Here is an 18,222-nt window from a genome sequence, read left to right on the forward strand (position 1 = left end):
GGGTTGTCCGCGGGCAACGGCGCTTCACTCAACCGTGGGAATGGGCTTCCGCGTGATGCGGGCCATGCTCCGAGGGAATGAGGTGCAGGTTGCCGAAGCGGACGCCACGCTGGGTAGCCAAACGATCGGCAAAGGCCTGTATCTCATCGGCCTTGCCTTCAGCACCGAGACCTCAAGGCAATCATGTCCGTCGATATGGACATGCAGGGTTGAGACCGAAAGATCATTGTAGTCATGTCGCGCCGTCGTCAGGCGGCGCGACAGGTCGCGAGTTTCATGCCTGTAGATATAGGTAGGCGCTGCACAACGTTTCGCATGGCCGTCTATGCATGCGTAACGGCATTGCGGACAAGATCGCGCGGCGTTTTCGAACGGCTGGAATAGCCAGGCTGCGCGCTGATCTTGTCGATCGTCTCGAGAAGATCATCATCGATGGTGATGCGCTGCATCTCCCGATCCTCTTCCGTGCCGTCGGCTTTGAAGCAGAATAGAGGAAATTTCAGCCAGTTTTGCAATGGTGCCCGACTTATTGCCGGCCGCGGAAACGGCGCTGATAGGCGGGGTCGTAGAGCGAGCTTTCGCGAAAATCGCTGGCAGCGAGCGATGGCCCGACGAAGATCAGGGCAGTGCGCTCGATCGGCTCGGCCGCCACTTTCTCCTCGATCGTGGCAAGCGTGCCCCGAACGATCCGCTCGTCGGGCCAGGAAGCCTTGACGACGATCGCAACCGGACAATCGGCGCCGTAAAGCGGCGTCAGGTCCTCGACCACCTTTCCGAGCGCGTGGATTGCCAGATGGATGGCGAGCGTTGCGCCGGTCGCGCCGAATTTCTCCAACGTCTCGTTGTTAGGCATCGGCGATGCGCGGCCGGAAACGCGGGTCAGAATCAGGCTCTGGGCGACGGCCGGTATGGTCAGCTCGCGTCCGAGCGCAGAGGCTGCAGCGGCGAATGCAGGAACGCCGGGCGTCAGCGTATAGTCGATGCCGTGCTGCTCAAGCCTGCGGATCTGCTCGGCAACAGCACTCCAGACGGAGAGATCGCCGGAGTGAAGGCGTGCGACATCCTCGCCGGCTGCCGAAGCTTTTAGATATTCCGCCTCAATCTCGTCCAGCGACATCGGAGCCGTGTCGATGATGCGGGCGCCAGGCGGGCAATATTGCAGCAGTTCCGGCGAAACGATCGAGCCGGCATAGAGGCAGACGGGGCATTTGCCGATCAGATCGCGGCCACGCACCGTGATCAGGTCGGCTGCCCCGGGGCCTGCGCCAATGAAATGCACTGTCATCGCTCTACCTCATTCTGAATTATGGCTTGGTCCACGACCATTGCGTCACTGGCATGGCCGGCCGCCAGCCGGTCATGCGGCCGACAGGTGCTGCGCGCGCAATATCGATGCGGGTCAGCGAGCCGCCCCGGCGTGCCTGTTCGGCAAGCAGAAGGGCTTCCATTTCGGTCGTGACGGCATTGGCAACCAGCCTGCCGCCGCTTTTCAATTGGCCGATCGCGGCATCGAGCACGCCGGCGTCGCTGCCGCCGCCGCCGATGAAGATGGCATCCGGCGTCGGCAGTCCAGCAAGCGCATTCGGTGCCTCTCCCTCGACAATAGTCAGGCCCGGGACGCCGAAATTCGTTGCGTTGCGGCGGATCCGCGCCGCGCGCTCGCTGGAGGCCTCGATGGCGATGGCGCGCAGCGAGGGATCGGCCAGCATCCATTCGATGCCGATCGAACCGGAACCGGCGCCGATATCCCAGAGTAGCTCGCCGTGGCGCGGTGCCAGTGCCGACAGCGTCATGGCACGGATTTCCCGCTTGGTGATCTGGCCGTCATGGTCGAAAAGCTCGTCGGCCAGGCCGGCGCTCAGGGGCAAAATCCGGGCGGTTGCTTCGGCCTTGACCTCGACGCCGCAGATATTGAGATCGTTGATATCGGAAAGGGCGAACTCGGCGGCGCTCTGGCGGGAGACCTTCTCATGCGGGCCGCCAAGTGCTTCCAGAACCGTAAGCTCGGATGGAGCAAACCCTGAGCTTTGCAACAGGGCCGCCAATTCGGCAGGACCTTTGCCATCGGATGTCAGCGCCAGGATCTTTCTGCCGGGATGCAGATACGGCCGTATGAGATCGACGGGTCGGCCGTGCAGCGAGAGAACCGTGATGTCCTGTAACGGCCAGCCCAGGCGGGATGCCGCGAGGCTGAACGAAGATGGTGCTGGAATGACGGACATCTCATCGGCTGGAATACGCCGCGAAAGCGTCGCGCCGACGCCGTAGAAGAAGGGGTCACCGGAGGCGAGAACCACTGTCGGCTTGCCGCGCCGGGCAAGAACGGCTTCGACGGATTTTTCGAATGGCGAAAGCCATTGATGTGTTTCGCCCGTGATCACCGGGCTCATCAACTCGATATGGCGCGCCCCGCCGAAGACGACCGGTGCCTCGGCGATCAGCCGCTTGGCTTCGTCGCCGAGGCCAGCTGGACCGTCTTCGCCGATGCCGATAAGAGTGAGCCAGCGTTGAATGGAAGGTATCTCAACCATGGGCAAGGTCCGCATACTGATCCTGGGCGGTACGACCGAGGCCCGTGCTCTGGCGGCGTCGCTTGCCTCCCGCGCCGATCTTGACGTTGTCCTGTCGCTCGCGGGCAGGACCGCCGATCCGGCGCCGCAGCCCGTTCCGGTGCGCAGCGGCGGTTTCGGCGGCGCGGAGGGTCTTGCTCGTTATCTTCAGGATGAAGGGATCGATCTGTTGGTCGACGCCACCCATCCTTTCGCAGCCCGCATCTCCGCCAATGCTGCGCAAGTGGCTGCTCAATGCGATGTGGCGGCTTTTGCGTTGCGCCGTCCGGCCTGGGTGCCGGTCGAGGGCGATGACTGGCTCTCGGTGCATAGTGTTTCGCAGGTCGTGGCCGCGCTCGGCACTCTGCCCTTGCGCGTTTTCCTGGCGACTGGCAGGCAGGAGGCGCATCTGGCCAATGCGGCGCCGCAACACCAATATTGGGTCCGCAGCGTCGATCCCGTGGAGCCGCCTTTGACGGTGCCCTATGTCAGCTACATCACCAGCAGGGGCCCTTTCCGATTGCCGGACGAACTGGACTTGCTGCAAGGGCATGGGATCGAGGTCGTCGTCGCCAAGAATAGCGGCGGCGATGCGACTTACGGCAAGATCGAGGCGGCAAGGGACCTCGGCATCAAGGTGATCATGATCGAGCGCGCGGAGACTACCGGTTTGCCAGTGGTCGAAACAGTCGATGCTGCGCTCCAAAGGGTCGATCATCTCGTATCTTCCCTGATGAAACGCGGCGTATAGACGAGATCCGGGCGCCCTTCTCGCGCAATGATGCGCGTCTCGGCCGAGCCGATGATGACGCAGGTGGCCATATCTGCTTGAGAGGCTTCAGCATCCGCAAGCCGCGCCACCGTCATGCGTTCGTCAGGGCGGCCGGCGGCGCGCCCGAAAATGACCGGCGTATCCGCAGGCAATATGTCACGCAGAATTTCGAAGGCCTTACCGAGCTGCCAGGGCCGCGCCTTGCTGATCGGATTGTAAAGCGCGATCACGAAACCAGTCTCGGAGACTGCTCGAAGCCGGTTCTCGATGAGCGGCCAGGGCTTCAGATTGTCCGACAGCGAAATCGCACAGAAATCGTGACCGAGAGGAGCGCCGATACGGGCCGCGACCGCAAGCATGGCCGTAATGCCCGGCACGACGACGAGGTCCACCTTGCGCCATTCCTCCGGCCCGTGATCGATCGCCTCGCACACCGCCGCCGCCATGGCAAACACCCCGGGATCCCCGCCGGAGACGACGCAGACATTTGCTCCCGCCGCTGCACGCTCTAGCGCCGCCTTGGCGCGGTCCAGTTCTTCGCGGTTGTCTGAGGCATGACGGATCTGGTCGCTGCGTAGCGTCAGTCGGTCGAGATAAGGGCCGTAGCCATAGAATTCATGCGCATCCGCAACCGCAGCCAGCGCTTCCGGCGTCGTCTGCTCAGGCTTGCCGGGACCCGTGCCGATGACATAGAGACGCCCGCTCATGGCCGTCCTTCCCAACCCGGAACCAGAACCAGTGAGAAATAGGGAGCTTCGGCATCGTCGCGGCTGGCAAGCGGCGCCATCGTGCCGTTCGCCATCGTGCCGCGCTCCACATAGATGGCTTCGTTCAGCCGGCCGGCAGCATCAAGCGCGCGGCGGATCTTCGGCAGGTTGCGGCCGACTTTCATGATCACGGCCGCCTGCGTGTCGCCAAGGCGGCGGGCAAGCTCGGCTTCCGCCATGGTTCCGGGCAGGACGGACAACACGTCGTCTCCCTGCACCATCGGCAATCCGGCCAGAGACCAGCAGCCGGACATGGCCGTCACGCCCGGTATGACTTCGGTCGGGAAGCGATCGGCAAGGCGCACGTGCAGATGCATGTAGGAGCCGTAAAAGAGCGGATCGCCTTCGCTGAGTACGGCAACCGTCTTTCCTTCCCGCAGGTGTGCCGCCACCATTTCGGCCGAGGCGTCATAGAAGGCGGTGATCTGACTTACATAGTCCGGCGCACACTTATCGATCTCCGTCGTGACGGGATAGTAGAGCGGCAGGAGCGTTACGTCCGCCTTCAGCAGATCGCCAACGATCGTGCGTCCGTTGCCGTTCTTGCCCTGTTTGGCAAAGTAAGCGACGACATCGGCGCGCTCCAAGGTCTTGACGGCCTTGACCGTTAGCAGCTCCGGATCGCCGGGACCGGTGCCGACGCCAATCAACTGGCCAGAGGAAGACGTGCTCATAGGCCCGGCCTCGCCAGTGCATTGACGGCCGCTGCCGTCATCGGGCTACCGCCGAGCCGTCCCCGCACGATGGCAAAGGGTACGCCGTAGGAATTCTCAGCCAGCGCGTCCTTCGATTCGGCCGCGCCGACGAAGCCCACAGGCATGCCGATGATGGCGGCGGGTTTCGGAGCGCCGTCGCGCAGCATTTCGAGAAGATGGAAAAGGGCGGTCGGCGCGTTGCCGATGGCAACGACGGCGCCGGCAAGGCGTTCGGTCCACAGATGCATGGCAGCGGCTGAGCGCGTGTTGCCGATTGTCGTCGCGATTTCTGCCGTGCGCGGATCCTGCAACGTGCAGATCACCTCATTCTCCGCCGGCAGACGGGCGCGGGTAACTCCACGAGCGACCATCTCGGCATCGCAAAGAATCGGCGCGCCGTCGGACAGCGCCTTGCGGGCAGCGGCGACGAAGTCGGGCGAGAAATGGAAATGCTGCGCTGCTTCCACCTGTCCGCAGGCATGGATCATGCGGATCGCAACATCGGCCTCGGCGTCGGAAAAGCGCTTGAGATCGGCTTCGCTGCGGATGATCGTGAAGGAGCGTTCATAGATCGCTTCTCCCTCGCGGATATAGTCATAGTCAGGCATTTCTATCCCTGTCGTAAAGCCGTCGCGATTGCGTCCCGGCCGAGCCGTTTAAGACACTGGTGCGTCGATTCGCCAGCAACTTTGTTGTTTCGTACCAGCTCGCCCAGCCGAGCCAGCACCGATTTCAGATTTTCTTTGCCGATATGCACCGTGGGTTCGGCCGAGGCCGATCCATCCAGGACGATCCCATGGCCCGTTGGAATACCGACGACGGCGAGCGCTGTCGGAGCAGGATGGGCGCATCCCTTCGGGCAGCCGGACAGGTGCAGTTCGAAGGAACCGTCGAGCAGCTCGGGAGCGAGAGCAACACAATCTAAGGCGGCCTGCTTAGTGGCGTAGTGTGCGGATGCGCAGGCTCCAGCGCCCGAGCAAGGAATGATGTGATTTGCCGGATCGTCGCTGCGCGTTTGAAAACCGCAGGAAGCAGCTACCGTACGAACGCGCTCGAGTTCGTCGGCCGCAAGGCCCAGCAACAGCATGCTGTGTTCCGGCCCGGTGCGGATTTCGGAGACGCCGTTCTCTTCGGCAACGGCAAGAAAGCGTGCGAGATCTTTTGCGTGGATCTGGCCGAAGGATGGGCGCAATCCGAGCGCGCGACCGTTCCTCCCCAGTGAGATGATCCCGATGGGGGAGGTGGGTGGCCTGGCTGTCGTCTGAGCATGGGCGGTCACGTCCGGAAATTGCCCTCGCAGGTCCGCCGGATCAAGGTCGCGACCGCGGGCGCGAGGTCCGAGGAGGCTCAATCTTTTCAACAACGCGACCACGCCGGCAATCGCCTCGTCGCGAGGCAATGTGGCGAGCGGCGTTGCCGTTGCATCCGTTCCTGCGATCGCGAGCGTCCATAAACAGCCTGCGCCATCATCGGGTTTGGTCGCCTTAAGCCGGATATCCGCCGAAAGTCCGTCCAGAGCGAGCTGACCGCCGCCATCGATGATGATCGCGAGCTTCGCCGCCAGAATCGGTTTGGGAGCGAGGTCGTCAATGGTCTCCTGCAGGCGTTCCGCAAGACTGCGGGCACTCGCCATTTCCAACGGATCGAGGCCGCTCAGCGGTGGGATCTCAATGGCAACGCCGTTTTGAACGACGATACCGGCGCGTTCTATATCGGCGGCAAGCGCCTCCATGCTCTGCAGGATCATGCCGCGCAGTTGCAGATTGCCGCGCGCAGTGATCTCGATCAGACCGTTGCCATGTTTTTCGGCCGCAGCGGCGAGTGCGCGAAATTGGGCAACCGTCAATCCAGGGGTCACCGGCCGCAGCCGCACGAGGAGACCATCGCCGGTCTGCATCGGCTCGCTCAGCGAGGGGCAGGCGCCGCGAACCATGGCCGGCGAAGGCGAGGCGTCGACGAGACCTTCAGCTAGCTCTTGCGAGAAGCACGCCGGTTCATCCATCGTCTGTCCGTTGGTCGCAACCATGAGACTGCCCTTCATAAGGGACACTTCCTTGCATAAACCGGATCGGCGGGCAAATGATTTGGCTCAGCGGCAGCTCATGCCCGATCGTCGAAATCATCCCCCTTGCGCAGCAGGTAGATGTCCATGATCCACCCGTGTCTCGCGCGGGCTTCTTCCCGTGTCGAAACAATGCGCTCGGAAACATCAGCCAGCCTACCGGCGATGATGATCTCGTCCTTTGTACCGAGATAGGCGCCCCAGTAGATATAGGCCTCGGGATCGTCGATCTTGCTGAAAGCCTGCTCGCCGTCGAGCATGACGACCGCCGTTTCAGCAATGCCGGGAAAACTCTCGGCCAGCCGGCGTCCCGTGGTGATCTGCACCGGCTTGCCGACGAGATTGAGGGCGATGCGGTGGCTTGCGGTCAGTGCCTGGATGCTGGTGATGCCTGGAATGACGCTATAGTCCAGCGCGACGTTACCGCGCGCGACGACACGTTCGATGATGCGCAGCGTGCTGTCGTACAGGCCGGGATCGCCCCAGACCAGGAAGGCCGCGCTCTCGTCTTCCGTCAGATGCTCAAGGAAAAGCCGTTCGTAAATGGCTGAAATCTCTTCATGCCAATCGTCGACGCCCTGCACATAGCTGCGGTCGGCGGTGCGGCGCGATGGCACGTCGTAGCCGATGAAACCGGTAGTTTTGCTGGTGACGTAGCGCTGGCAGATATCCCTGCGGACATCGGCGAGCTCTGTCTTTGCCGCGCCCTTGCTGGGAATGAAGATGACACTGGCGGCATTCAACGCATTGATCGCCTGCACCGTCATATGCTCGGGATTTCCGGTGCCGATACCGACGATGTAAATGTGCCGCATATGCTTGTCCTTGTTTTCAGCGCTGTTTGCCGGAAGCAACGGGCCGTTTCAAGAGGAGCGTCGCCAGATCGGCTTCTCTGGTTCATGATCGCCGATCGAAGGCCCAGCGGTTGACTGTATAAGCGCGCGGCGACGAGCCGAGCATGCGCCGGAACATTGTGGTAAAGGCCGCCACGCTCTCATAGCCCGCTTCGAGCGCGACATTGGTGACGGGAGCCCCGCCGGCCAGCCGTGGCAGGCAGGCGAAAACGCTTGCCTGCTGGCGCCAGGTCGTGAAGCTGATGCCGGTCTCCTTGCGGAACTGGCGCGTGAAGGTCCGCCGGCTCATGGCAAGCTTTTCGGCCCAGTCATCCAGTCTGGCGTTGGGCGAAGGGTTGGCGACGTATTCGCGGCAGAGCGCTGTCAGGCGGCGGTCGGAAGGGAAGGGCAGGCCGAGCGGACGTTCCGGCAGCGTGGCGATCTCTTCGACGAGCAGCGACAGGACCAGCTTGGCCTTGCGATGGCTGACAGGCGCCTCCCGTAACCGTATGGCTTCCAGCAACAGGCTGCGGGCGAGGTCCGTGACCTCGACGACGCGCGGAACCTCATCCTTCGGAGGCTGATTGCGCGGCGTGACATAGACGGATTTCATGCTGACGTCGCTTAGAATCTCGATCGAATGCTCCAGTCCTACGGGGATGAACAGCGCGTGCCCCGGAGGTACCATCCAGCGCCCCCGCGCCGTCATGATCAGGGCGACGCCGGCAAAGATGCAGAGCAATTGCGTGCGGCGGTGATGGTGCCACGGAACGGTGTAACCCTGTGGCGGCTCGGCGCTGTGGACGAGCACATCCGCATCGGATTCCTCCATCCAGCGCATGCTCTGGACATGCAGGTCGTCGAGGGTGGCCAGCAATTGTTTCGGCAGTTTTTCCATAATGGCCCAATCGAGAAACTATTGGACCAAAACACGAAAGAAGGTCACCCACAAGCCGTGTAAAAGGCGGATCGAACAATTTGGTCGGTGGGAATCGCCGGCGCTGGAAGGAATCTCCATGGTTGCGGCGTTTTCGGGTGCGCAAACTCGATTTGAGAAGACGACGATCTCGGTCGTTATTGCGGTCGGCACCTGCCATCTGCTGAACGACATCATGCAATCGCTGCTGTCGTCGCTCTATCCGATGTTCCGAGAGAATTACGCGCTCGATTTCGTGCAGATCGGGCTGCTGACGATGATGTTCCAGATCACCGCTTCGCTGTTGCAGCCTGTTGTCGGCATCGTCACCGATAAATGGCCGATGCCCTATTCGCTGCCTGTGGGCATGGTCAGCACATTCGCGGGCCTCCTGCTGCTCGGCTATGCCGGAAGCTTCACCATGTTGCTGGGCGCTGCCTGCCTGATCGGTTTCGGCTCGGCCGTCTTCCATCCGGAAGCCTCGCGCGTCGCGCGTCTGGCCTCCGGCGGCCGTCATGGCCTCGCCCAGTCGCTGTTTCAGCTCGGCGGCAATGCCGGTTCGGCAATCGGGCCGCTGATTGCCGCATTCTTCGTTCTTCAGCACGGCCAGAAGAGCGTGGCATGGCTTTCGGTGCTGGCCGTTATCGGCTTCATCGTTCTGAGCTGGGTCGGCACCTGGTACGTCAACCATCGCCGCCAGCAGGCCAGCCGTCCCGTGCCCAACCGTACCTTGCCGATCGCGCGCAGCAAGGCGATGTGGGCGCTTGCGATCCTCATCCTGCTGACGGCGACGAAGAACGTCTACATGGCGAGCATTTCGAGCTATTTCACCTTCTATGTCATCGACAAGTTCCACCTCGACGTTCGCGATGCCCAGCTCATGCTCTTCCTGTTCCTGGGCTCGGTCGCCGCCGGAACGATCATGGGCGGCCCGGTGGGGGACCGCCTCGGCGCACGCTTCGTGATCTGGTTCTCCATCCTCGGCGTCATTCCCTTCGCACTGCTCATGCCCTATGCGGATCTGTTCTGGACCTGTGTTCTGACCGTCATAATCGGGTTGGTCTTCGCTTCGGCATTCCCAGCGATCGTGGTGTTCGCACAGGAGCTGATCCCGGGTCGCGTGGGATTGATCGGCGGTATTTTCTTCGGTTTCGCCTTCGGAGCAGGCGGACTTGGCGCGGCAGCGCTCGGGGATTTTGCCGATACGCACGGCATTTCCTTCGTCTATACGATCTGCTCTTACCTGCCTCTGCTCGGTCTGTTCACGATCTTCCTACCCCGCATTCCCAGGCATTGATTGGTATCGGCGGGCGATGAACTCGACTCTCATGCGGACATATGAGCCCCCTTCTCCCCAGCGGGGAGAAGGTGCCGACAGGCGGATGAGGGGGAAGCTGCGAGCGGGAAAGTGCCTGATTTCAAGGAGGCTTGGCCCCCTCATCCGACCTTTCGGGCCACCTTCTCCCCGAGGGGAGAAGGAGGTTGCACCAACGACCGACCTCATATGCGATTCTCCTGCCGCTTGCAGGGAGAGGAGATTATTCCCATAGGTGTAAAAAGGGATGGCGGATGAGGCGTGCCTAATCAAGCGTAGCGGCTGACGGCGAGATCGGTCGCGTCGATATCAGGCTTGCGGCCGCTGACGAGATCGCTGATGACGCGCGCCGAGCCGGAGCTCATCGTCCAGCCAAGCGTGCCGTGTCCGGTGTTGAGGAACAGCCCCTTGATCTTCGTTGGCCCGATCACCGGCGTTCCATCCGGCGTCATCGGCCGCAGGCCGGACCAGAAGGAGGCCTTGGCGACGTCGCCGCCGGGGAAGAGGTCGGTGACGGAATGCTCGAGCGTTTTGCGCCGGGCAAGGCCGAGATCGTTGGTGTAGCCGGAGATTTCAGCCATGCCGCCGACGCGAATGCGATCGCCGAGGCGGGTGATGGCGATCTTGTAGGTCTCATCCATCACGGTCGATTCCGGCGAGCGCGATGCATCGGCGATCGGGATCGTCAGGGAGTAGCCCTTAACCGGATAGACCGGAAGCTTGATGCCGAGGGGCTTGAGCATGATCGGCGAGTAGCTGCCGAGCGCGACGACGACAGCATCGGCATCCATACGACCACGGTCGGTGACGACGCTGCGCACCTGACCGCCCTGAACGTCGAGCCCCTTGATCGCGGTGCCGTATTGGAAACGGACGCCGAATTCGACTGCCTTGGCGGCGAGCGCGTTGGTGAACTTGAAGCAGTCGCCGGTCTCGTCCTTCGGGGTCAGCAGGCCGCCGACGATCTTTTCGCGAACATGCCGCAAGGCCGGCTCGACACGGATGCAGCCCTCGGGATCGAGCACTTCGTAGGGAATGCCGTCGGCCGCCAGAGCCTTGACGTCCTTGGCGGAGGCGTCGAGCTGCTGCTGCGTGCGGAAGAGCTGCAGCGTGCCCTGCATGCGTTCGTCATAGGCAATGCCCGTCTCTTCGCGGACGGCAGCCAGCGAGATGCGGCTGTAATCGGCAAGGCGCAGCATGCGGCTCTTGTTGATCGCGTAGCGTTCCGAGGTGCAGTTCGACAGCATCTTCACGAGCCATGACAGCATCGCGCCATCGACCTTGGGGCGCAGGATGAGCGGCGCGTGATGCATGAACAGCCATTTGATCGCCTTCATGGGGATGCCGGGAGCCGCCCATGGCGAGCAATAGCCGAAGGAGACTTCACCCGCATTGGCAAAACTCGTTTCCAGCGCCGGCCCTTGCTGACGGTCGATGACCGTGACTTCGTGGCCTGCCTTGGTGAGCTGATAGGCGGATGTGACGCCGACAATGCCGGCACCCAGAACGACGACTTTCATGATGTCCTCAGTAAATTGAGCAATGGGAAGGTCAGCGGTATTGCCGATGGAAGCGATGGCCGAGACTGGTCAGGATTTCATAGGAAATCAAGCCGGCGTCCCGGGCGATATCATCGATGGTTTGATGATCTCCCAGGACCTCTACGAGGTTTCCGAATGACAGGGTTCCTTCGGGCAAGGCGCTGATATCGATTGTCGTGCTGTCCATCGACACGCGGCCGACGATCGGCAGCCGCACGCCGTTGTAATAAACCGAACCACGGTCGCTGAGGCTGCGGGGAAGACCGTCGGCGTAGCCGGCCGCGATCGTCGCAAGCCGGGTCTCGGTCTTCGTCACATGCACGCCGCCATAACCGACGCGCGTGCCGGCCGGAACGGTGCGCGTCTGCACCACAGCGACATCGAGGCGAACGACGGGCTCCATCGGATTTGGCACGCCGCTGGTCGGCGCGCCGCCATAGAGCGCAATGCCCGGCCGCACCAATACCCCATGAAAATCGCCGCCAAGGAAGATGCCGCCGGAATTGGCGAAGGAGAGATCGTAACCGGGGAATTCTTCCACGACGCGACGCATCTCTGCAAGCTGATCGGCATTCTGCACGCAATCGGCCTCGTCGGCAGAAGCGAGGTGGCTCATGATGAACAGGATGTCGAGATCGTCGACAGTTGCCAAATAGGCTGCGACGGCAGCTCTGTCTTCCGGAGGTATGCCGAGCCGCGACATGCCGGTATCGAACTGCAGGACAGCGGGAAGCTTGCGTTGCAGGGAACGAGCGGTTTCCGACCACTGCTGCAGCTGATCGAACGAATTGATGACGGGGATGACGCCACCTTCCACGCAAGCAATTTCGTTACCGGGCATTAGGCCGTTCAGCACGAAGATCGATGCATCGCGTGGCAGGTGCGGACGCAGCCGCAGCGCTTCAACGAAGTGGGCGACAAAGAAGTGCCGGCAGCCCCTTCCGTACACGGCTTTGGAAACCTGGTTTGCGCCAAGCCCATAGGAATCCGCCTTGACGACAGCAGCTGCGCGCGCTGGCGCAACAATTGAGGAAAGCTTCTCGTAATTCCGGCGCAAGGCGGCCAGATCGACCGTCAGATAACCGCAAGCACCTCTGTCGATCGTCAATTTTGACGTTCGCGAATCCACTACACCGCCGTCCATGTCCGCCCTCATTCTTCCGGCGCGAGATTATTGAAATGATCGTGAAATTACCCATCAAACAGTGATTGATTGTTGTGTAGTTGCATTGATATTGAAACGATCGACGAATTTTTGAAAGAATCCACATGGCCGCACTCGACGCGATCGATCGCAATATTCTTCGGCTGCTGCGCCTCGATGCCCGGGTCAGCAATGCCTGGCTGGCGGGCGAGGTCGGGCTGTCGCCGTCCGCCTGCCTGCGGCGCATCAAATTGATGGAGCAGGCAGGCGTGATCCGGGGCTATACGGCACTCGTAGACACGTCGCAGGCCGAAGCGGCGATCGCCGTCATCATCAACATTACGCTCGAGCGGCAGACGGAGGATCACCTCGATCGTTTCGAGGCGGCGGTTCGCAAGCATCCGGAGATCCGCGAGTGTTTTCTGATGACGGGCGGGTCCGATTATCTGCTGCGTGTGGAGGTCGCCACTGCCGGAGACTTCGAGCGCATTCACAAGGATATTCTCTCAACCCTGCCGGGGGTGCTGCGAATCCATTCGAGCTTCTCGATCCGCAACGTGCTTGCGACGCGGCCGAAGATTCAGCGTTGAACAGGCCGATGCGCGTGGCGCATGCGGCCGCGTCACACGGTTCCTGCTCAGCCCTGATCCCAGCCAATGCCGGTCGCAGCATGGACCTCGCAGATCAGTCCGTTCGGATCATAGCTGATATTGACCTGGCCATTCAGTTCTGCCGCCAGCAGGCTTTCGATCAGCCTTGAGCCGAAGCCCTTGCGTGTCGGTGGTTCGACCATAGGCCCTCCTGTTTCCTGCCAACGCAGGACGAGCCGTTCCGTCTCGCCGGTTTCCAGGGACCAAACGATGGCGACGCGCCCGTCAGGCGCCGAAAGCGCGCCGTATTTGGCGGCATTCGTCGCCAGCTCGTGCAGCGCAAGCGATATGGAGACGACAGTTCTCGGCGCGAGCTTGATCGACGGGCCGGAGATATTGAACTTCTCCTTGGGATAGGGTGACAGCGCCTGGCCGATGACGGCAGAGCTTCCTGTTCGCCGTCGCTTATTGACGCAGACGTGATGCGGCGAGCCGCAGCGGCTGGTGTTCTTCACGAACAGATAGCCGGCCGCGGCGCTTCCTTACTCCGCCCGGAGCAGCATACCGAACAGATCGCGCGGATCGTCCGGGTCGGCAATGATATCCAGTTTCTGGAAGTAATCCGTACCTGCCAGCTTTTCGCGCACATAGCGCAAGGCGGAGAAATCCTCGATGGCGAAGCCGACGCTGTCGAACAGGGTGATCTGCGTGTCGCTGCGTCGGCCCTGCGCGCGGCCGTTCACGACCTGCCAGAGCTCGGTTACCGGATAGTCCGGGTCCATCTGCTGGATTTCGCCCTCGATGCGGGTTTGCGGCGGATATTCGACGAAAGTATCGGCACGCAGCAGGATATCGCGATGCAGCTCGGTCTTGCCGGGGCAGTCGCCGCCGATGGCGTTGATATGGACGCCGGCGCCGACCATGTTGTCGGTCAGGATCGTGGCAAACTGCTTGTCGGCCGTGCAGGTCGTGATGATGTGGGCGCCTTCGATGGCCGCCTGCGCCGTTGTGCAGGGAACCAATCGCAGGCCTTTTCCGCCAAGGTTGCGCACGGTCTTTTCCGTGGCCCTCGGATCGATGTCATAGAGACGAACCTCTTCGATCCCGAGGACCGCCTTCATCGCCAGAGCCTGGAATTCCGCCTGCGCGCCATTGCCGATCAGCGCCAGGATGCGAGCTCCCGCCGGTGCGAGATGGCGGGCCGCCATGGCCGAGGTGGCGGCAGTGCGCAGCGCGGTCAGCAGCGTCATTTCCGTCAGCAGCACCGGGTAGCCGGTCGACACTTCCGCCAGCAGGCCGAAGGCGGTCACGGTCTGCAGCCCCTGCGACATATTCTTCGGGTGCCCGTTTACATATTTGAAGCTGTAGACCGCGCCGTCGGACGTCGGCATCAGTTCGATGACGCCATCATGAGAGTGGGAGGCGACGCGTGGCGTCTTGTCGAAAAGATCCCAGCGGCGGAAGTCCGCCTCGACGGCCTCTGTCAGTCCGACGAGCATGGCTTCTATGCCGACATGATGGACGAGCCGCATCATGTTCTCGACGCTGACGAAGGGGATGAAAGCTTTTTCCGACGGAAGCAGTGCGGGCATTTTGGTGTCCTCGATCAGATTATTCCCAGCAGGGTAACAAGCAGGCCGATTGACTGAAATCTCAAAACTGTGCCAGTTCTGGTATCGTGCTGTACAGATTGTATAGCTGCTATTGTGAAAATGACAGAGTCTGGATTCTAGAATGTCCGTTGCCAAATATATTCCCGATGATCTCGATCGACGCATTATCGGTCATTTGCGTGCCGATGGCCGCGCCTCGCTCTCCAAGTTGTCGGATGTTTTGGGCGTGGCGCGCGGCACGGTGCAGAACCGGTTGGATCGCCTTATCGAGACCGGGACGCTGATGGGCTTCACCGTGCGGGTGCGGGAGGATTATGACGAACAAACCGTCCATGCCGTCATGATGATCGAGGTGGTGGGAAAATCGACCACGCAGGTTATTCGCAAGCTGCGAGGCTTGCCTGAGATCTATTCGCTTCACACCACGAACGGCAACTGGGATCTCGTTGCCAATATCCGCGCGATCAGCCTTTCGGATTTCGACCGCGTGCTGCGCGAGGTCCGCATGATCGACGGTGTCGCCAACAGCGAGACTAGTCTGCTGCTGAGTAGCCTCTGACGGCTTGAATCTCGAAAAGTCGTCAATCGAAACGGCCCCGTCCGCGCCGGCCCCGCTTCACGGGCGGCGGGCGCGGAATATGCGTTTCCAGATGGTGCCGCCGAGAAATCGGTTGAACACGATGAAATAGGCAACGATGAGTGCGAACAGCAGAAGGGCCGGCAGGCCGTGAAGCTGAAAGCCGTCTTCGGTCTTGCCGCCGAAAATCGATGCAATGATATAGCCAAGAACAAAGAAGGCGGTCAGAAAGTCGAAGATGGCGGCAAGTACGATGCGCCATGTGGCTGGCTGCGTCTCGGCATTTGCGTCAGGCATGGTCGGGTCCCATCGTGTCTGTGAAAGATGTCTGCGAGAACGTACGGACGATTGGCTGGCAGATCGCAGCAACGATACATCCGATGCGGCGGCTTTTTGTCAACCGCCGAAGCTGCCATTTCCATCGCTATGGAGCTGGCGGCAGCGGGCCATTATTGGGCCTTTTTCGGCGAGCGGCGGTCGTGGCTCCGTTGACTTGAGCTTCGGCTCGCAAGGCCGAGTCCTTCGGCTTGAAAACTTGCGGCTTGTTGTTATGATTTCTTAATGGAACTCACTTTGCTCGCTCACGCCCTTGCCTGGACCGTGCTCGGTCTGGTCGTGTTGACCACCGTCGTCCCGGTCGGGGCGAAATATCCATTCATGGCGATGGCGAGCATCGAGAGCGTCATTCCCTTTGGGCTTATGGGGTTCCTGTTCGTCATGGCCTATCCTGAAGACCGCCGCATTATTGCTCTCGTCTGCATATCGGTGGCCGCTATCAGCGAAGGGATGGCGTCGGTCCTGCCGGAAAAGTGTCTGCGGATCGAGCGTGCGATCCTGAAAGTGCTCGCCACGGTAGCGGGGTTGCTTTTGGGGGCACTGCTCATGGAATGCGTGTTGCAGATTTCTTAGCTTTGCCGCCCGTATCCAGGGTTCTGCGAAACGCAGCCACCTGAGCTACGCTCCTGCGCAGCGAATAGGTGATCTTATCTTCCATATACAACTAACGATCTGAAGGCTTGCCGCTTTGGCTCTCCAGCCGATAGCGATGCCCGGGGTAGACGAGGCGCGCCAGGGAGACGACGCCGCGCGCCGACCATGTCCGCCGACGGATCGTCAGGCAGGGTTCCGTCTTGAGGATCGTCAGCAGCTTGCATTCCCAGGCCTGCGGCATCACCGATTCGACCACATGTTCGGAGCCGCTGAGCGGGGCCACGTCCGAAAGATAGGCATTCGGCGTCATGACCGTGAAGTCCTGCTGCAGGTAGTCGGGAGCGGCTTCGGGGTGGACGTGGCGGTCCTCGATCTGCACCGGCACGCCGTTCTCGCTGTGCACGATCAGTGAGTGGAAAACGAACGATCCAATGTCCAATTCCAATGCGTCGGCAACGTCAGGTGACGCTGCTTCGCGGGCAAGCACGATCACGGTTGCCTGGTGAGAATGGCCGCGTTCGGCGATTTCTTCGGCGATATTGCGCACTTCGAATAGGGCGGACACGCCTTTGCGCTCGGCAACGAAGGAGCCGACGCCCTGGATGCGGACCAGTTCGCCCTCGTTAGCTAGCTCACGCAGGGCGCGATTGGCCGTCATCTTGCTGACGCCGAGTTCGGTGACGAGTTCGTTTTCTGAGGGTACGCGATGCTTGGGTGGCCACTCGCCGCTGTGGATGCGATCGAGTATCATTTGCTTGACCCCGACGTAGAGCGGCGATGCGTCGTTTTCCGCCAGTTCGCGTTTCATCTCGCCGGAGTGCTTCATTGATTAATCCCTTTGCACGACCTGAATCTGCCTCGAAAACAACTTTCCCACTTGCATATCATAAATTATCTCATATGGTACCCTATACAACCTCGCAATCAATCCAAAAATAAATTGGAAAAAAGCGGGCAAGCCGGCGAAGATCGGTAGGAAGTGCTGCAAGGCCCATTTCAACCTCAGAGGAGCTCTATACGATGAAATTCAGTGCAATTCTCTTGTCAGGCGTCGTAGCTGCCGTCGCCTTCACGGCGCCCGCCGTCGCCAAGGACTGGAAGACGGCGACGATCACCCTGGAAGGCGCCTATGCGCCCTGGAACATGACGAATGCCGACGGTACGCTCGGCGGCTTCGAGCCGGAACTCGCCAAGATCCTGTGCGAGCGCGCCAAGATCGATTGCAAGCTGGTCGCTTCCGATTGGGACGGCATGATCCCGGCTCTCAACGCCGGCAAGTTTGACGTCATCATGGATGCGCTGTCGATCACCGACGAGCGCAAGCAGGTTATCGGCTTTACCGTTCCCTACGCGGCTACTCCGGCAGCCTTCGCAACTGCCAAGGACAGCCCGCTTGCCAAGGCTGCAGGCACCGGCGCCACGATCAAGATGACCCCTGGCCAGACCGGCGTCAAAGAAATCGACGTGCTGAAGGAAGCCTTCAAGGGCAAGACGATCGGCATTCAGGCCGCCACGGTCTATGCCAAGTTCGTCTATGACAATTTCGGCTCGATCGCCACGATCCGCGAATACAAGACCGGTGCTGACCGCGACCTCGATCTGCAGAACGGCCGTATCGATCTCGGTTTCGACGACGCGGTCTACTTCGCGAACGCTTTTGCCAGCGCCAATGACTCGCTCGCCTTCACTGGTCCGGAAATCGCCGGCTCCATCTGGGGCGAGGGCGAAGGCCTCGGCATCCGCAAGGCCGATACCGACCTGCGCGACAAGCTGAATGAGGCGATCAAGTCGGCACTTGCCGATGGCACCATCAAGACCCTGTCGATGAAGTGGTTCAAGGTCGACGTCAGCCCGAACTGATCGGTGCGACCTCCGGGTCGCGGCCGCGGTCTCCGGCTTTGCCGCCGGAGGCCGTATG

General features: G+C 61.3%; 20 protein-coding genes and 1 pseudogene. 6 read left to right on the plus strand and 15 right to left on the minus strand.

The annotated features are described in order from the left end of the window. Nucleotides 1-28: 28 nt before the first annotated feature. From nikR to cbiE, 3 genes and pseudogenes are all read right to left on the minus strand, one after another. A pseudogene (gene nikR / locus GA0061102_RS07400) lies at nucleotides 29-449 on the minus strand (nickel-responsive transcriptional regulator NikR). 77 nt (nucleotides 450-526) lie between these two features. Next, nucleotides 527-1,285 (minus strand): precorrin-4 C(11)-methyltransferase, encoded by a 759-nt coding sequence (gene cobM / locus GA0061102_RS07405; protein ID WP_092845462.1) that lies wholly within the window; start codon nucleotides 1,283-1,285, stop codon nucleotides 527-529. Nucleotides 1,286-1,304: 19 nt separating this feature from the next. Continuing rightward, entirely contained in the window at nucleotides 1,305-2,531 is a 1,227-nt protein-coding gene (gene cbiE, locus GA0061102_RS07410; RefSeq protein WP_092845464.1) for a precorrin-6y C5,15-methyltransferase (decarboxylating) subunit CbiE, read from the minus strand. Here cbiE and GA0061102_RS07415 point away from each other — a divergent pair. Further along, the gene (locus tag GA0061102_RS07415) at nucleotides 2,530-3,300 is read left to right on the plus strand and encodes a cobalt-precorrin-6A reductase (RefSeq protein WP_092845466.1); all 771 of its coding nucleotides are present in this window, start codon (nucleotides 2,530-2,532) and stop codon (nucleotides 3,298-3,300) included. The two genes, cbiE and GA0061102_RS07415, sit on opposite strands and share 2 nt — an antisense overlap. On the opposite strand, the gene GA0061102_RS07420 is transcribed toward GA0061102_RS07415, so the two are convergent. The 6 genes from GA0061102_RS07420 to GA0061102_RS07445 all read right to left on the minus strand — a co-directional run bounded on the left by GA0061102_RS07420 (nucleotide 3,264) and on the right by GA0061102_RS07445 (nucleotide 8,576). Then, nucleotides 3,264-4,028 (minus strand): precorrin-3B C(17)-methyltransferase, encoded by a 765-nt coding sequence (locus GA0061102_RS07420; RefSeq protein ID WP_092845468.1) that lies wholly within the window; start codon nucleotides 4,026-4,028, stop codon nucleotides 3,264-3,266. The genes GA0061102_RS07415 and GA0061102_RS07420 overlap by 37 nt on opposite strands. After that, on the minus strand, nucleotides 4,025-4,762 hold the full coding sequence (locus GA0061102_RS07425) for a precorrin-2 C(20)-methyltransferase (protein WP_092845470.1): 738 nt from the start codon (nucleotides 4,760-4,762) through the stop codon (nucleotides 4,025-4,027). Before GA0061102_RS07425 ends, GA0061102_RS07420 begins: the two co-directional genes overlap by 4 nt. After that, the gene (locus GA0061102_RS07430; protein ID WP_092845472.1) at nucleotides 4,759-5,391 is read right to left on the minus strand and encodes a precorrin-8X methylmutase; all 633 of its coding nucleotides are present in this window, start codon (nucleotides 5,389-5,391) and stop codon (nucleotides 4,759-4,761) included. Before GA0061102_RS07430 ends, GA0061102_RS07425 begins: the two co-directional genes overlap by 4 nt. A 2-nt stretch (nucleotides 5,392-5,393) precedes the next feature. Continuing rightward, entirely contained in the window at nucleotides 5,394-6,824 is a 1,431-nt protein-coding gene (gene cobG, locus GA0061102_RS07435; RefSeq protein WP_092845474.1) for a precorrin-3B synthase, read from the minus strand. Nucleotides 6,825-6,883: 59 nt separating this feature from the next. Continuing rightward, nucleotides 6,884-7,660, minus strand: coding sequence for a precorrin-6A synthase (deacetylating) (gene cobF, locus GA0061102_RS07440; protein ID WP_092845658.1), 777 nt, complete (start codon nucleotides 7,658-7,660; stop codon nucleotides 6,884-6,886). Between the two features lie 82 nt (nucleotides 7,661-7,742). Beyond that, on the minus strand, nucleotides 7,743-8,576 hold the full coding sequence (locus GA0061102_RS07445) for an AraC family transcriptional regulator (RefSeq protein ID WP_092845476.1): 834 nt from the start codon (nucleotides 8,574-8,576) through the stop codon (nucleotides 7,743-7,745). 118 nt (nucleotides 8,577-8,694) lie between these two features. Between GA0061102_RS07445 and GA0061102_RS07450 the strand changes: the two genes are divergently transcribed. After that, nucleotides 8,695-9,891, plus strand: a complete 1,197-nt coding sequence (locus GA0061102_RS07450) for an MFS transporter (RefSeq protein ID WP_092845478.1) — start codon at nucleotides 8,695-8,697, stop codon at nucleotides 9,889-9,891. A 287-nt stretch (nucleotides 9,892-10,178) separates the two neighbouring features. On the opposite strand, the gene GA0061102_RS07455 is transcribed toward GA0061102_RS07450, so the two are convergent. Next, nucleotides 10,179-11,429 carry a D-amino acid dehydrogenase gene (locus GA0061102_RS07455; protein WP_092845480.1) on the minus strand — a complete coding sequence of 417 codons (1,251 nt, stop codon included), beginning with the start codon at nucleotides 11,427-11,429 and terminating at the stop codon, nucleotides 10,179-10,181. A gap of 31 nt (nucleotides 11,430-11,460) precedes the next feature. Next, nucleotides 11,461-12,594 carry an alanine racemase gene (gene alr / locus GA0061102_RS07460; protein WP_092845482.1) on the minus strand — a complete coding sequence of 378 codons (1,134 nt, stop codon included), beginning with the start codon at nucleotides 12,592-12,594 and terminating at the stop codon, nucleotides 11,461-11,463. Nucleotides 12,595-12,719: 125 nt separating this feature from the next. Here alr and GA0061102_RS07465 point away from each other — a divergent pair, with 125 nt between their 5' ends. After that, on the plus strand, nucleotides 12,720-13,184 hold the full coding sequence (locus GA0061102_RS07465) for an Lrp/AsnC family transcriptional regulator (protein WP_092845484.1): 465 nt from the start codon (nucleotides 12,720-12,722) through the stop codon (nucleotides 13,182-13,184). Between the two features lie 47 nt (nucleotides 13,185-13,231). Here GA0061102_RS07465 and GA0061102_RS07470 read toward each other — a convergent pair whose 3' ends face one another. Next, complete coding sequence (locus GA0061102_RS07470; RefSeq protein WP_342588028.1) at nucleotides 13,232-13,699, minus strand: sensor histidine kinase; 468 nt, start codon at nucleotides 13,697-13,699, stop codon at nucleotides 13,232-13,234. Nucleotides 13,700-13,726: 27 nt separating this feature from the next. After that, a complete protein-coding gene (locus tag GA0061102_RS07475) occupies nucleotides 13,727-14,776 on the minus strand; it encodes an ornithine cyclodeaminase (protein ID WP_092845486.1) in 1,050 nt (349 codons plus the stop codon). Nucleotides 14,777-14,918: 142 nt separating this feature from the next. Here GA0061102_RS07475 and GA0061102_RS07480 point away from each other — a divergent pair, with 142 nt between their 5' ends. Beyond that, a complete protein-coding gene (locus tag GA0061102_RS07480; RefSeq protein ID WP_037154240.1) occupies nucleotides 14,919-15,356 on the plus strand; it encodes an Lrp/AsnC family transcriptional regulator in 438 nt (145 codons plus the stop codon). Between the two features lie 57 nt (nucleotides 15,357-15,413). On the opposite strand, the gene GA0061102_RS07485 is transcribed toward GA0061102_RS07480, so the two are convergent. Next, entirely contained in the window at nucleotides 15,414-15,671 is a 258-nt protein-coding gene (locus tag GA0061102_RS07485; protein ID WP_092845488.1) for a hypothetical protein, read from the minus strand. 264 nt (nucleotides 15,672-15,935) lie between these two features. Here GA0061102_RS07485 and GA0061102_RS07490 point away from each other — a divergent pair, with 264 nt between their 5' ends. After that, complete coding sequence (locus GA0061102_RS07490) at nucleotides 15,936-16,283, plus strand: hypothetical protein (protein WP_092845490.1); 348 nt, start codon at nucleotides 15,936-15,938, stop codon at nucleotides 16,281-16,283. 91 nt (nucleotides 16,284-16,374) lie between these two features. Here GA0061102_RS07490 and hutC read toward each other — a convergent pair whose 3' ends face one another. Next, the gene (gene hutC / locus GA0061102_RS07495; RefSeq protein WP_092845492.1) at nucleotides 16,375-17,130 is read right to left on the minus strand and encodes a histidine utilization transcriptional repressor HutC; all 756 of its coding nucleotides are present in this window, start codon (nucleotides 17,128-17,130) and stop codon (nucleotides 16,375-16,377) included. 194 nt (nucleotides 17,131-17,324) lie between these two features. Here hutC and GA0061102_RS07500 point away from each other — a divergent pair, with 194 nt between their 5' ends. Continuing rightward, nucleotides 17,325-18,164, plus strand: a complete 840-nt coding sequence (locus tag GA0061102_RS07500) for a transporter substrate-binding domain-containing protein (RefSeq protein WP_004124716.1) — start codon at nucleotides 17,325-17,327, stop codon at nucleotides 18,162-18,164. The last annotated feature ends 58 nt before the right edge of the window (nucleotides 18,165-18,222 follow it).

It is taken from the genome of Martinezella miluonensis, from assembly GCF_900094545.1.
In the GTDB taxonomy this organism is placed as follows: domain Bacteria; phylum Pseudomonadota; class Alphaproteobacteria; order Rhizobiales; family Rhizobiaceae; genus Rhizobium; species Rhizobium miluonense.

Bases quoted from the DNA above. Each gene is read 5' to 3' on its own strand.
- GA0061102_RS07430 (WP_092845472.1), bottom strand. From the start codon at position 5,391: ATGCCTGACTATGACTATATCCGCGAGGGAGAAGCGATCTATGAACGC.
- GA0061102_RS07455 (WP_092845480.1), bottom strand. From the start codon at position 11,429: ATGAAAGTCGTCGTTCTGGGTGCCGGCATTGTCGGCGTCACATCCGCC.
- GA0061102_RS07485 (WP_092845488.1), bottom strand. From the start codon at position 15,671: ATGCCTGACGCAAATGCCGAGACGCAGCCAGCCACATGGCGCATCGTA.
- GA0061102_RS07500 (WP_004124716.1), top strand. From the start codon at position 17,325: ATGAAATTCAGTGCAATTCTCTTGTCAGGCGTCGTAGCTGCCGTCGCC.
- GA0061102_RS07415 (WP_092845466.1), top strand. From the start codon at position 2,530: ATGGGCAAGGTCCGCATACTGATCCTGGGCGGTACGACCGAGGCCCGT.
- cobM (WP_092845462.1), bottom strand. From the start codon at position 1,285: ATGACAGTGCATTTCATTGGCGCAGGCCCCGGGGCAGCCGACCTGATC.
- GA0061102_RS07420 (WP_092845468.1), bottom strand. From the start codon at position 4,028: ATGAGCGGGCGTCTCTATGTCATCGGCACGGGTCCCGGCAAGCCTGAG.
- GA0061102_RS07450 (WP_092845478.1), top strand. From the start codon at position 8,695: ATGGTTGCGGCGTTTTCGGGTGCGCAAACTCGATTTGAGAAGACGACG.
- GA0061102_RS07490 (WP_092845490.1), top strand. From the start codon at position 15,936: ATGGAACTCACTTTGCTCGCTCACGCCCTTGCCTGGACCGTGCTCGGT.
- GA0061102_RS07445 (WP_092845476.1), bottom strand. From the start codon at position 8,576: ATGGAAAAACTGCCGAAACAATTGCTGGCCACCCTCGACGACCTGCAT.
- GA0061102_RS07465 (WP_092845484.1), top strand. From the start codon at position 12,720: ATGGCCGCACTCGACGCGATCGATCGCAATATTCTTCGGCTGCTGCGC.
- cobF (WP_092845658.1), bottom strand. From the start codon at position 7,660: ATGCGGCACATTTACATCGTCGGTATCGGCACCGGAAATCCCGAGCAT.
- GA0061102_RS07425 (WP_092845470.1), bottom strand. From the start codon at position 4,762: ATGAGCACGTCTTCCTCTGGCCAGTTGATTGGCGTCGGCACCGGTCCC.
- hutC (WP_092845492.1), bottom strand. From the start codon at position 17,130: ATGAAGCACTCCGGCGAGATGAAACGCGAACTGGCGGAAAACGACGCA.
- GA0061102_RS07480 (WP_037154240.1), top strand. From the start codon at position 14,919: ATGTCCGTTGCCAAATATATTCCCGATGATCTCGATCGACGCATTATC.
- alr (WP_092845482.1), bottom strand. From the start codon at position 12,594: ATGGACGGCGGTGTAGTGGATTCGCGAACGTCAAAATTGACGATCGAC.
- GA0061102_RS07475 (WP_092845486.1), bottom strand. From the start codon at position 14,776: ATGCCCGCACTGCTTCCGTCGGAAAAAGCTTTCATCCCCTTCGTCAGC.
- cbiE (WP_092845464.1), bottom strand. From the start codon at position 2,531: ATGGTTGAGATACCTTCCATTCAACGCTGGCTCACTCTTATCGGCATC.
- cobG (WP_092845474.1), bottom strand. From the start codon at position 6,824: ATGAAGGGCAGTCTCATGGTTGCGACCAACGGACAGACGATGGATGAA.